The sequence below is a fragment of the Xenorhabdus budapestensis genome (assembly GCF_017743015.1).
Classification (GTDB): domain Bacteria; phylum Pseudomonadota; class Gammaproteobacteria; order Enterobacterales; family Enterobacteriaceae; genus Xenorhabdus; species Xenorhabdus budapestensis.
In genome coordinates this window covers 4,210,001-4,223,165 of the sequence record NZ_CP072455.1, presented here as the reverse complement: position 1 = coordinate 4,223,165, position 13,165 = coordinate 4,210,001, and the positions used below count along the sequence as shown (strand labels likewise).

Sequence of the window (13,165 nt, the reverse complement as noted above, 5' to 3'; positions counted from 1 at the left end):
GCTGCTTGATAGAAAAGGTTATTGATTTACCACCTTTAATCCACATTCAAACAAAAATGTTCCACAATCTGAGAAATCAATTTTTTCGTCGGTTCAATCATCGACACTTCTAAATACTCATCAGGCTGATGAGCCTGTTCAATTGAGCCCGGTCCCAAAACCAATGTTGGGCATAACCCCTGAATAAAAGGGGCTTCGGTACAGTAATTGACTGTCTCTGCTTTTGTTCGCAGCAGTTTTTCGATGACACCTACTAGCTTGTGATTAGTCGGACACTCATAACCCGGAATGGGAGGATGAAGCGCTGTAACATTCAGGCGTCCCGGCCAGCGCTGTTTGACAGGCTCTAGTACCTCATTCAGTGCTTCGTTCAAATCCTGCAAAGTGAGTCCAGGCAGCGGGCGGATATCCATATGCAGTTCGCAACAGGCACAGATACGGTTTGCCGCATCTCCACCGTGGATATGACCAAAATTCATCGTAGGATAGGGAATAGAGAAAGCCGGATTGTGGTAACGCTCTTGCAAAGTATTGCGTAGTTTCATCAACTGAGTGATGGATTCGTGCATCAAGTCAATGGCATTGACGCCTCGGGCAGGATCGCTGGAGTGTCCGGATTTACCTTCAATGCGGATAGCGTGGGCAACATGCCCTTTGTGGGCGCGGATAGGTTGTAATGACGTAGGTTCGCCAATGATGGCAAAATCAGGCCGGATAGTAGAATTGGCTGCGAAATAGCGTGCTCCCGCCATTGATGTTTCTTCATCTGCGGTAGCCAGAATATAAAGAGGATGAGATAGTTTGCTGGTGTCGATATTCCGCAATGCATCAATAATAAAGGCAAAGAAGCCTTTCATATCAGCAGTGCCCAGTCCATATAATTTGCCGTTGCGTTCGATCAGTGTGAATGGATCTTGAGTCCAGCGTCCGTCGTCAAATGGTACGGTATCTGTGTGACCACATAATAGTAAACCTCCAGAACCGCTTCCCAATGTTGCTAGCATATTGAATTTACAGCGGGTTTCCGGAACAGGCTGGATCTCAATTTCAAAACCAATCTCTTTCAGCCAATCAGCCAGTAGATTGATAACCACTTCATTGCTTTGATCCAATTCTTCATCCACTGCACTGATAGAAGGCGCAGCAATAAGCTGGTGATATAACTCAATAAATGTTGGTAATTTAATATTCACTGTTGACAGCCCTTATTCAAGATAGTATCAATATTAATGCAATATTATTGAATATAAATTCAATTGTATTTTTGGGTTACTACATTGGGTTAATACATACATCGGGTTAATACAAGGTGAATAAATCCCATGCTTAATACGCTGATAGTTGGTGCCAGTGGTTATACCGGAGCAGAGTTAGCAGCATATCTGCAACGTCATCCTTATGTCCATCTTTCCGGTCTGATGGTTTCTTCTCAAAGTACTGATGCAGGGAAATGTTTTTCAGAGCTTTATCCACAATATAAAGGGATCCTGGATTTACCCTTACAGCCGTTGATAGATGTTGCTGAAGCTGCGAATGGTATTGATGTCGTTTTTCTTGCTACGGCTCATGAAGTCAGCCATGACATTGCACCGATATTTTTGCAAGCGGGTTGTATCGTCTTTGATTTATCTGGTGCCTATCGCGTACGAAATACACAGTTTTATTCAGAATACTATGGATTTGAGCATAAAAATACAAACTGGCTTGAGCAGGCAGTATATGGATTGGTGGAATGGCAGGCAGAAGAAATCAAAACTGCCCGGCTTGTTGCGGTTCCGGGCTGTTATCCCACGGTTTCACAGCTTTCGCTGAAACCTTTGTTGGAAGAAGGTTTGCTGGATACAGAACAGTGGCCTGTGATTAATGCTGTCAGCGGTGTAAGTGGTGCTGGGCGTAAAGCTTCACTGAATAACAGTTTCTGTGAAGTCAGTTTGCAGCCTTATGGGATTTTTAATCACCGTCATCAACCTGAAATCACGACACATTTAGGTACAGAGGTAATCTTCACACCTCATTTAGGCAATTTTGCGCGGGGGATCCTTGCCACAATTACCTGTAAGCTGAAATCAGGCGTGACAGAGGAACAAATTAGGCAGGCATATCAGCAGGCTTATCACAATAAGCCACTGATCCGGTTGTATGAAAAAGGCGTCCCTGCGTTGAAGGCAGTTGTGGGATTGCCATTTTGTGATATTGGTTTTGCTGTACAAGGGCAGCACCTGATTATTGTCGGGGCTGAGGATAATTTGCTGAAAGGTGCAGCAGCACAGGCTGTTCAGTGTATGAATATCCGGTTCGGACTCGAAGAAACTCAGGCATTGCTTTAATTCAACAATCATTTAATACCGACAGAGGATAAATCCGATGGAGCCGTTAGTTATCAAGTTGGGTGGTGTGTTATTAGATAGTCACGAAGCGCTGGTGCGGTTATTTTCTACATTACAGTCATATCGAAAAACGCATAAGCGCCCACTGGTAATTGTACACGGAGGGGGTTGTTTGGTTGATGGCCTGATGCAGAAATTACAGTTACCGATTACGAAGAAGCAAGGTCTGCGTGTAACGCCAGCAGATCAGCTCGACATTATTACCGGAACACTGGCAGGTACAGCCAATAAAACTTTGCTCGCCTGGGCGACAAAGTACCGTTTACCTGCCGTTGGCTTGTGTCTGGGGGATGGCGGTATTGTGAAAGTTTCTCAGCTTGATGAGGAACTTGGTCACACTGGCAGAGCTCATCCCGGTAATCCGGATTTACTGAAACTTTTATTGGATCTCGGCTACATCCCCATTATCAGCTCTATTGGTATTACTGAAAATGGCGAGTTAATGAATGTCAATGCAGATCAGGCTGCTACAGCTATTGCGCAGGTGTTGCATGCGGATTTGGTTTTGTTGTCGGATGTCAGTGGCATTCTGGATGGAAAGGGACAACGAATTGCTGAAGTTACGGAAGAAAAAATAAAGCGGCTTATTGAGCAAGGAGTCATTACCGACGGCATGATTGTGAAAGTTCATGCAGCATTGGAAGCCGCAAAAACATTAGGGCATCCGGTAGATATTGCAAGCTGGCGTTATGCTGACCAACTGATTGCGCTATTTAATGGTATACCCGTTGGCACTCGCATTCTGGCATAACAAGATAGAACAAATTTGGTTTGGCGTTCAACTGAGATGAATAAAAGTAAAAGGCTATCTCTATGACTATTACCTCAACAACTATTACTTCAACAACTACTACCTCAACGAAAAGCAGTATTAAGAAAATTGTTCTGGCATATTCTGGCGGTTTGGATACTTCTGCCATCATTCCGTGGTTAAAAGAAAACTATGGCAATTGTGAAGTTATCGCATTTGTTGCGGATGTTGGCCAGAGTCGAGAAGACTTAGATGGTATAGAACAAAAAGCGTTACTTTCTGGCGCTTCAGAATGTCATATCGCCGATCTACGTGAAGAATTCATCAAAGAGTATGTTTATCCGGTACTGAAAACGGGGGCATTGTATGAAGGCAGTTATTTGCTCGGCACTTCAATGGCGCGTCCTATTATTGCCAAAGCACAGGTTGAATTAGCACTGAAAGTGGGAGCTGATGCTCTTGCTCATGGTGCAACAGGCAAAGGTAATGATCAGGTGCGTTTTGAGAGTACTTATACCGCGTTGGCTCCACACCTGAAAGTAGTTGCCCCATGGCGGGAATGGGATTTGCGTTCCCGTGAAGCCTTACTGGATTATCTGAAAGTTCGTGATATTCCCACAACCGCAACGTTGGAAAAAATCTACAGTCGTGATGAAAACGCATGGCACATCTCGACCGAAGGCGGAGTATTGGAAAACACGTGGAATGCAGCCAATAAAGATTGTTGGGTGTGGACTGTGGAGCCAGAAGATGCACCTGATGAACCGGAATATGTCTCTGTCACTGTTGAAAAAGGGGAAGTGGTTGGAGTAAATGGCAAGGTATTGTCCCCATATCAATGCCTTGATGAGTTGAATACATTGGGAGCTAAACACGGTATCGGCCGGATCGATATTGTGGAAAACCGTTTGGTGGGAATGAAATCCCGTGGTTGCTACGAAACTCCGGGAGGAACCATCATGATGGCTGCACTACGTGGTATTGAACAGCTAGTGCTGGATCGCGATAGTTTCAAATGGCGTCAGCAATTGGGGCTTGAGATGTCCTATGTTGTCTATGATGGTCGTTGGTTTGTACCATTGCGCCAGTCTATTCAGGCTGCGGCGGAAACACTTGCTGAGAATGTCAGTGGTGAAGTGATCTTGACGCTGTATAAAGGGCAGGTAACAGCAATACAGAAACAATCGCCTCATAGCCTCTATTCTGAAGAGTTCGCCACCTTCGGAGAAGATGACGTTTATGATCATAGGCATGCGGAAGGGTTTATCCGCCTCCATTCGCTTTCTTCCCGTATCCGTGCGTTGAACAGTAAAAAATAATTTCCGGGCAATCAGAGAAAAGAGGTACGCAATTATGGCACTTTGGGGTGGACGTTTCAGTCAGGAAGCCGATCAGCGGTTCAAGCAATTTAATGATTCTCTGCGTTTTGACTATCGCTTGGCGGAGCAGGATATTATCGGCTCTGTTGCATGGTCAAAGGCGTTGGTTACAGTCGGTGTTTTGACACCAGAAGAACAACAAAAGCTGGATTTGGCGCTGAATGAGTTATTGGATGAGGTACGAGCCAACCCCAAGGCTATTTTGCAAAGTGATGCGGAAGATATTCATAGCTGGGTGGAAGGGCAACTAATTGCAACAGTAGGGGATCTTGGCAAAAAATTGCATACAGGGCGCAGCCGTAACGATCAGGTTGCGACAGATCTGAAATTATGGTGCAAGGGGCAGATAGCGGATATTCAGCAAGCGCTTATAGCGTTACAACAAGCGCTGGTGATTACTGCTGAAAATAACCAGGATGCAGTAATGCCGGGTTATACCCATTTGCAACGGGCACAACCCGTTACTTTCGCACATTGGTGTCTTGCTTATGCAGAAATGCTTAGTCGTGATGAGACTCGCTTGCAAGATACTCTGAAACGGTTGGATGTCAGCCCATTGGGATGCGGTGCGCTGGCGGGAACGGCGTACGATATTGACCGGGAACAATTGGCGTCATGGCTTGGTTTTGCTTCAGCAACCCGTAATAGTTTAGATAGTGTTTCAGATCGTGACCATGTTCTGGAACTGCTATCCGACGCCAGTATCAGCATGATCCATCTTTCACGTTTTGCTGAAGACCTGATTTTCTTCAACAGTGGAGAAGCTGGTTTTATAGAACTGTCGGATCGGGTAACTTCCGGCTCATCCCTGATGCCCCAAAAGAAAAATCCTGATGCACTGGAATTGATCCGTGGTAAATGTGGCCGGGTACAAGGTGCATTAACAAGTATGATGATGATGCTGAAAGGTCTTCCCCTTGCTTATAACAAAGACATGCAGGAAGACAAAGAGGGCTTGTTTGATGCATTGGATACATGGCGGGATTGCCTGCACATGGCAGTGTTGGTATTGGATGATATTCAGATAAAACGTGATCATTGCAAGGAGGCTGCACAACAGGGTTATGCCAATGCTACTGAATTGGCAGATTATCTGGTGGCAAAAGGTATTCCGTTTCGTGAAGCACATCACATTGTTGGTGAGGCAGTGATTGCTGCGATAAAGAAAGGTAATGCGTTGGAAGAATTGTCATTATCTGAACTGCAACAATTTAGTGAAACTATTTCGATAGATGTATATGACATTTTATCGTTACAGTCTTGTCTGGATAAACGTTTGGCAAAAGGTGGTGTAGCACAGAAACAGGTGAAACTGGCCATTGCTGAGGCGAAGCAGAGGTTACATATCAATTAATTTTCTCTGACTGGACAGCCTGTTTATTATGACAGGCTGGTTTGCCATGCTGTCGTAATAATTTCTGTTTTTTTGATTTTTCATAAAGTGATTTTTCATAAAATGTTTTATAAAAACGCCAGAGATCACAAGCATTTGATAGTTCTATTCCCTCGTGCATATAATGGCTTACACTAAACAATTCTATCATTGATATAAAACAATGAGGTTGGGAATGAATATCCGAGATCTGGAATATCTTGTGGCTCTTGCTGAGTGTCGGCATTTCCGGCGAGCCGCTGATTCTTGCCATGTTAGTCAACCAACACTCAGTGGGCAGATACGTAAACTTGAAGATGAATTGGGTGTGATGCTGCTCGAACGCACAAGCCGTAAAGTCTTGTTTACACAACAAGGTATGTTGTTAGTGGAGCAAGCCAAGACGGTATTACGGGAAGTAAAGGTCTTACAGGAAATGGCTGCTCTGCAAGGTGAAAGTATGTCCGGGCCACTGCATATCGGTCTTATTCCTACAGTCGGCCCTTATCTCCTGCCATTGATTATTCCTGAATTGCATAAATTGTTTCCCAAACTGGAAATGTATCTGCATGAAGCTCAAACTCAGAATTTGTTGGCTCAACTTGATAGTGGAAAACTTGACTGCGCTATTTTGGCTTCGTTGAAAGAAACAGAAGCATTCATTGAATTGCCCCTCTTTGAGGAATCAATGAAACTTGCGGTCTATGAAGAGCACAAATGGGCGAACCGAACTAGGGTCAAAATGGGAGATCTTGCAGGGGAAAAATTATTGATGCTGGAAGATGGTCACTGCCTGCGTGATCAAGCAATGGGGTTTTGTTTTCAGGCTGGAGCCAAAGAAGATACCCATTTCAGGGCAACCAGTTTGGAAACTTTGCGTAATATGGTTGCGGCGGGGAGTGGCATCACTTTATTACCCGCTCTGTCTGTTCCTAAAGAGAGAAAACGGGATGGTGTCTGTTATCTAGAATGCCATGAACCTGTGCCTGAGCGTTCTATCATTTTGGTTTATCGTCCCGGTTCACCTCTGCGTGGTCGCTATGAGCAATTGGCAGAGGCGATTCAGGCCAAAATGGGAAATTATTTTGAAGTCAACGGAACAGCATCAAAATAATCGATTTAGCCCATTGAGAGCTGCAACACGGTATGCTTCAGCCATAGTTGGGTAGTTGAAGGTAGTATTAACGAAATATTCGATATTATTGCCTTCACCTTTTTGCTCCATAATCGCTTGACCGATATGGATAATCTCTGCGGCTCGTTCGCCAAAACAGTGAATACCCAGTATCTGTTTTGTCTCGCGGTGGAATAGTATCTTGATACTACCTACATTCATTCCTGCAATCTGCGCTCTGGCCAGATGTTTGAATTGGGCTCGTCCGACTTCATACGGGATTTTCATCGCCGTCAATTGCTGCTCAGTTTTACCTACCGAACTAATTTCTGGTATGGTGTAGATGCCTGTTGGGATATCTTCCACCAGATGCATTTCAGCATCTCCGGCCATGATGGCTTTTGCTGCAATGCGCCCTTGATCGTAGGCAGCGGAAGCGAGACTTGGATAACCAATCACATCACCAACCGCATAAATATTCTCATTGCTGGTTTGGTAGACTCGGTTCACTTTCAATAAACCACGGTTATCTGTTTCCAGCCCGACATTCTCCAATCCGAGTTTGTCTGTATTACCTGTTCGGCCATTGGCGTACAGTAAACAATCTGCTTTAACTTTTTTGCCTGATTTCAGATGGATAATCACACCATCATCAAGACCTTCGATCTTTTCATATTCTTCATTATGACGGATGACAATACCGCTATTCCAGAAATGGTAAGACAAGGCGTCAGACATCTCTTGATCGAGAAATGACAGCAGATGATCACGGGTGTTGATCAAATCTACCTTAACGCCTAATCCACGGAAGATAGAAGCATATTCACAGCCAATCACTCCTGCACCATAAATAATAACGTGGCGTGGTTCATGCTCCAGTTGCAGAATAGTATCGCTGTTATAAATACGAGAGTGAGTAAAATCGACATCGGGTGGGCAGTAAGGACGGGAGCCTGTGGCAATAATTATTTTGTCTGCGCTTAATATGTCAACACTATCATCGGTATAACGTACACTGACGTGGTGTTCATCGATGAAAGTTGCTTCACCTGCAAACATCTGGCACCGATTGCGTTCATAAAACCCCTGCCGCATTTTAGTCTGCTGATTAATGACAACTTCTGCATGACGTAAAATTTCTGAAAATGAGGAGCGGAGAATGCGGGAACTATCACTATAGAGGGGGTTTTGATTAAATTCGATAATACGACTGACAGCATGACGTAAGGCTTTTGATGGGATAGTGCCCCAATGGGTACAGCCACCGCCGATATTATTGTAACGTTCTATAACTGCAACGTTTTTTCTTAGTTTTGCCAATCCCATTGCTGCCCCTTCTCCACCGGGTCCGGAGCCAATTACGATGGCATCAAAATGAGTATATTGCATAGAGGAAAGACCTGTTTTTACACAAAATAACAACTCTATATTAACATTGGTTGGCATAATAACCTAATGAGCATATGGCCTTTGTTTTCTGAATAAGGAATACAACAGGGAAATATGGGTTAATATCTTTAAGAGAACAATCACAGCAAATACAGCAGAATCTGATATATTTGCTCCATAATATAGTCGAGTAGATATATCAGGATTGTTGTGAATAATGTAACTGGAGTCAGAGCGAAACAGAAAGAGAAAACCCGTCGCTCCTTGATTGAAGCAGCATTTAGTCAACTGAGTGCTGAGCGTAGTTTCACCAGCCTGAGTTTGCGGGAAGTGGCTCGAGAAGCGGGGATTGCACCAACTTCATTTTACCGTCATTTCCGTGACGTAGATGAATTAGGGCTGACTATGGTGGATGAAAGCGGATTAATGCTGCGCCAGTTAATGCGTCAGGCACGTCAGCGCATCGAAAAGGGGGGGAGTGTCATCCGCACCTCTGTTTCAACCTTTATGGAATTCATTGGTAATAATCCTAACGCATTCCGGTTATTACTGCGTGAACGTTCCGGAACATCAGCTGAGTTTCGTGCTGCTGTCGCACGGGAAATCCAACATTTTATTGCAGAACTGGCAGACTATCTTGAACAGGCCAGTCATATGCCGCGTCATTTTACCGAAATAGAAGCAGAGGCGATGGTAACAATTGTGTTTAGTGCTGGTGCAGAAGCGCTGGATATTGATGAAAAGAAAAGACGTCGTCTCGAAGAACGTTTGGTATTACAACTCCGCATGATTTCCAAAGGCGCTTTTTATTGGTATCGGCGAGAACAAGAAAAAACGGCTAATTCAAAAAGTACTGCCCTAAAAACCGCTGTCTCTAAACCAACTGTCTCTAAAATAATAACAGCCCCTAAAACCTCTTAAATAATCTGAAAGGAGAAAAATACGATGGAACAATACCGCCAAGATAAAAGCACAATGTTGCTGGCTCTTATCGTTGGACTGGCAACACACGGAACTTTTTCAGCATTTTTTAATTCACTGGTGCCTTTTTCAATCTTCCCGATTATCTCACTGGCCTTATCTCTGTATTGCCTCCATCAACGTTATTTGAACTACCCAATGGCAGAAGGATTACCAAAAATAGCTATCGGCTGTTTCTTTCTGGGGATTCTTGCTTATAACGCAATTATTCGGGTTAAACACCCGGAGATTGGTTCTAATTTCTTGTCTGTCGTGATTGGAACTGCACTGGTATTTTGGATTTACAGAAAAGTGAAAGGGCGCAGGCAGCAGGCCATGCTTTCAGAAAAGCAAAACTAATGACTTTTTGATAATAATTTCATGAAAACGCCATTAGGATTGATTATGGCGTTTTCTGCTTTTTGGTCTGAACTTTCTGATATGGAAAGATTCAGTAACGTGAAAGGCGTGTTATAAACGAGTTGATTAATCGCGTCTTTCTAGTAATACACCACATTCCATATGGTGGGTATATGGGAACTGATCAAAAAGCGCCAGCTTGCTAACTTTATGAGTTTGCGTCAACGTTTCTAAATTCTGGCAGAGAGTTTCTGGATTACAGGAAATATATAGAATACGTGGATATCCCTGTACCATTTTGACAGTTTCTTCATCCAAGCCGCTACGAGGCGGATCGACAAAAATAGTTTCACATTGATAACTCTTCAGATCAATTCCTTGAAGACGGTTGAACTCCCGTTCTCCATTCATTGCCTGAGTAAATTCTTCCGCTGACATACGGATAATTTGTACATTATCAATCTGATTTGCTTCGATATTAAATTGCGCAGCAGCAACGGAAGGTTTGGCAATTTCTGTTGCCAGAACGCGATCAAAATTTTGAGCTAATGCCAGGGAAAAGTTGCCATTACCGCAATATAGTTCAAGCAGATCGCCTTTGGCATCTTTGGTAATATCTAACGCCCACTCCAGCATATGAATACTGATACTGACATTTGGCTGGGTAAAACTATTTTCGACCTGACGATAAATCATTGTCCTACCCGCAACGGGTAACTCTTCATCTATATAGTCATGATCGAGCATAATTTTAGTTTTTGAGGCACGACCAATAAGTTGAACATCAAAGCCTTCTGCTTTTAACTGATTGCGCAAAGTGATTGCATGTTCGCGCCATTCATTCCCCAGTTTTTTGTGGTAAAGCAGGGAAACAATGATTTTGTTGCTGCGGGTAGAAAGATAGTCCACTTGAAACAGTTTATGACGCAATATCAAGTTGTTTTTTACGCCAGCAATAATTGCCTGCATCATGCTATTAATCAGTTGGTTGGCAACTGGAAATTGATCAACACGGATACGCTGTTTTGTCTGTTGATCAAACATAATGTGATAGAGGTCGTCTTCCTCATGCCAGATACGGAATTCTGCTCGCATCCTGTAGTGAGATGCGGGGGAACGGAAAACTTCAGGCTCAGGTGCGCTAAAGGGGGCCATCATTCCTTTCAGGCGATGGGCCTTCTCCATCAATTGATTTTCATAATCTTCCGTTGGCAAGACATTCTGCATTATCTGGTTCTCGTATGATCACGTTAAGAAAAATTTCCGAGCGGCATTGTAGGGAAAGTACAAAGGATGTCCAGTTTTCTGGTTCATCAACTCTCTTTTTTTGATGGAGAAGCATTCTGGACACGCTATTGTCTTCATCGTAGCATGACTCTTCATAGTTAGACTCACGACGAGATTCCATTCTCTCATGACAAATAAAAAACGTACTTTTTTACCAACTGCTTCGGTCATGGTGCTTTCTTGTTGGAGTAATTTATCCGTTGCTAATAATCAAGATCCGTTGGTGGTAACAGCAAATCGTTTTAAACAACCTATTTCTTCTGTTTTAGCACCGATGACCGTAGTTACACGTGAAGAAATTGAACAATGGCAATCTAATAGCTTGGTTGATGTACTACGCCGTTTGCCGAGCATTGATATTGCACAAAATGGTGGGCTCGGACAGAATGCTTCTTTGTTTGTTCGTGGTACAGAATCTCGCCATATTTTAGTGCTGGTGGATGGGATCCGATTAAATCAGGCAGGCATCACGGGAGCTGCGGATTTTAGTCAGATCCCAATTTCAATGGTGCAAAGAATCGAATATATCCGTGGTGCGCGTTCTGCGGTATATGGCTCTGATGCTATCGGTGGCGTTATCAATATTATCACCAGACGGGAGCAGCAGGGGACGACATTGAATGTTGGGATCGGCTCATATGGATACCAAAATTACAACGGCTCAACACAACAAAAACTTGGCGAAAATACTTTATTGAATGCCGCAGCAGGATATACCTATACCAGAGGATTTGATGTTGTGGCGGGTAATGGAACTAATGAACCGGATCGCGATGGGTTCATGAGCAAAATGTTGTGGCTGGAACTTGATCATAAGTTCAATGACCAATTCAACGGGTTTATACGTACATATGGCTACAATAATAGAACAAATTATGATGGAGCCTTTACTGATACCCGAAAATTATTCAGCCGAAGTTACGAAACCGGAATTCAGTTCAATCAAGGCAATTACTCGTCTCAATTCATAGCCAGTTATAGTCACGTTAAAGATTACAATTTTAAACATAAGATTTATCAAGGAAACACAACTTTAAGTAATTCTGAACAATACAATGTCCAATGGGGAAATGTATGGCAGATTGGTCATGGCGCAATTAGTGGAGGTGTGGACTGGAAAAGAGAATCTGTCGCGGCAGGCTCTAACAATATCCCAGTACAAAAAGACGTTGATAATACCGGAGCATATTTAACTGTTCAGCAAAAAATTCATGACTTCATTTTGGAAGGCGCTGTACGCTCAGATCGCCATTCTGAATATGATTGGAACACAACTTGGCAAACCGGAGCGGGTTGGGAGTTCATTGATGGTTATCGTTTTATCGCTTCCTATGGAACTGCGTTTAAGGCGCCGACGCTTGGGCAATTATATGGTTGGGGAGCAAACCCAAATTTAAATCCAGAGAAAAGTAAACAGTGGGAAGTGGGTGTTGAGGGAGTAACGGGAGCGTTTAATTGGCGTTTATCTATTTATAAAAATAACATTGAACAATTGATAGATTTCTCTAATAACCGTTACTTGAATATAGGACAAGCAAAAATCAAAGGTATCGAATGGACAGGAACTATGGATATCGGCATTTTCCAGCATCAACTGACATTGCAGTATGTTGATCCACGTGATGGTAATAATCAGCAATTAACCCGTAGAGCTAAACAGCAAGTAAAATATCAATTAGATTGGGAAGCCTTTGATGTCGATTGGGGAGTCACGTATCAATATATTGGGCCGCGTTATGATCAAGACTTTAATATGTTTCCTCCGAAGAGATTGAAATTAGGAGGTGTTAGTTTATGGGACATCAACATGTCTTATCCAATCACTAGCCGCCTAACAATACGTGCTAGAATAGCTAATCTGTTTGATAAAAATTATGAGACAGCTTATGGCTATCGCACTCCAGGACGAGAATACTCCCTCACAGGCAGTTACAACTTCTGATTTGAATACAACTGACCGCCCAACCATTCTGATTTTTGATTCCGGTGTGGGTGGGTTATCTGTATATCAAGAGATTCGACAATTACTGCCGGATCTCCACTATATATATGCTTTCGATAATGAAGCCTTTCCTTATGGAGAGAAAACTGCGGAAGAGATCATTGAGCGAATTGTCAAAGTTGTCGATGAAATCCAGAAAAGGCATCCTTTAGCAGTTGTAGTGA

12 protein-coding genes (1 of these 12 only partly in view) are annotated in these 13,165 nt (G+C 43.3%); 9 read left to right on the top strand and 3 right to left on the bottom strand.

Features of this window, described 5'->3' with window-relative positions:
- Positions 1-35 precede the first annotated feature (35 nt).
- A complete protein-coding gene (gene argE / locus HGO23_RS18750) occupies positions 36-1,193 on the bottom strand; it encodes an acetylornithine deacetylase (RefSeq protein ID WP_099136538.1) in 1,158 nt (385 codons plus the stop codon).
- Between the two features lie 129 nt (positions 1,194-1,322).
- Here argE and argC point away from each other — a divergent pair, with 129 nt between their 5' ends.
- From argC to oxyR, 5 genes are all read left to right on the top strand, one after another.
- Positions 1,323-2,327 (top strand): N-acetyl-gamma-glutamyl-phosphate reductase, encoded by a 1,005-nt coding sequence (argC, locus tag HGO23_RS18745; protein WP_099136539.1) that lies wholly within the window; start codon positions 1,323-1,325, stop codon positions 2,325-2,327.
- Positions 2,328-2,364: 37 nt separating this feature from the next.
- Entirely contained in the window at positions 2,365-3,138 is a 774-nt protein-coding gene (argB, locus tag HGO23_RS18740) for an acetylglutamate kinase (protein ID WP_099136540.1), read from the top strand.
- A gap of 62 nt (positions 3,139-3,200) precedes the next feature.
- A complete protein-coding gene (locus HGO23_RS18735) occupies positions 3,201-4,457 on the top strand; it encodes an argininosuccinate synthase (protein ID WP_209027471.1) in 1,257 nt (418 codons plus the stop codon).
- Between the two features lie 34 nt (positions 4,458-4,491).
- Positions 4,492-5,871, top strand: a complete 1,380-nt coding sequence (gene argH / locus HGO23_RS18730; protein WP_099136542.1) for an argininosuccinate lyase — start codon at positions 4,492-4,494, stop codon at positions 5,869-5,871.
- 214 nt (positions 5,872-6,085) lie between these two features.
- On the top strand, positions 6,086-7,003 hold the full coding sequence (oxyR, locus tag HGO23_RS18725; RefSeq protein WP_099136544.1) for a DNA-binding transcriptional regulator OxyR: 918 nt from the start codon (positions 6,086-6,088) through the stop codon (positions 7,001-7,003).
- On the opposite strand, the gene sthA is transcribed toward oxyR, so the two are convergent.
- Positions 6,995-8,392, bottom strand: a complete 1,398-nt coding sequence (gene sthA, locus HGO23_RS18720; protein WP_099136552.1) for a Si-specific NAD(P)(+) transhydrogenase — start codon at positions 8,390-8,392, stop codon at positions 6,995-6,997. The two genes, oxyR and sthA, sit on opposite strands and share 9 nt — an antisense overlap.
- 210 nt (positions 8,393-8,602) lie before the next feature.
- Here sthA and fabR point away from each other — a divergent pair, with 210 nt between their 5' ends.
- On the top strand, positions 8,603-9,313 hold the full coding sequence (gene fabR, locus HGO23_RS18715) for an HTH-type transcriptional repressor FabR (RefSeq protein WP_244967843.1): 711 nt from the start codon (positions 8,603-8,605) through the stop codon (positions 9,311-9,313).
- 24 nt (positions 9,314-9,337) lie between these two features.
- Entirely contained in the window at positions 9,338-9,712 is a 375-nt protein-coding gene (locus HGO23_RS18710) for a YijD family membrane protein (protein WP_099136545.1), read from the top strand.
- Between the two features lie 126 nt (positions 9,713-9,838).
- Here the strand turns inward: HGO23_RS18710 and trmA are convergent, their stop codons facing one another.
- Positions 9,839-10,942, bottom strand: coding sequence for a tRNA (uridine(54)-C5)-methyltransferase TrmA (gene trmA / locus HGO23_RS18705; RefSeq protein ID WP_209028825.1), 1,104 nt, complete (start codon positions 10,940-10,942; stop codon positions 9,839-9,841).
- A 184-nt stretch (positions 10,943-11,126) separates the two neighbouring features.
- On the opposite strand from trmA, the gene btuB reads away from it, so the two are divergent.
- A complete protein-coding gene (btuB, locus tag HGO23_RS18700) occupies positions 11,127-12,941 on the top strand; it encodes a TonB-dependent vitamin B12 receptor BtuB (protein ID WP_209027470.1) in 1,815 nt (604 codons plus the stop codon).
- A protein-coding gene (murI, locus tag HGO23_RS18695; RefSeq protein ID WP_209027469.1) for a glutamate racemase crosses the window boundary here: on the top strand, positions 12,886-13,165 show its beginning. 584 nt of this gene lie beyond the right edge of the window; the window shows 280 of its 864 coding nt (coding positions 1-280); it begins with the start codon at positions 12,886-12,888; its stop codon lies off the right edge, out of view. Before btuB ends, murI begins: the two co-directional genes overlap by 56 nt.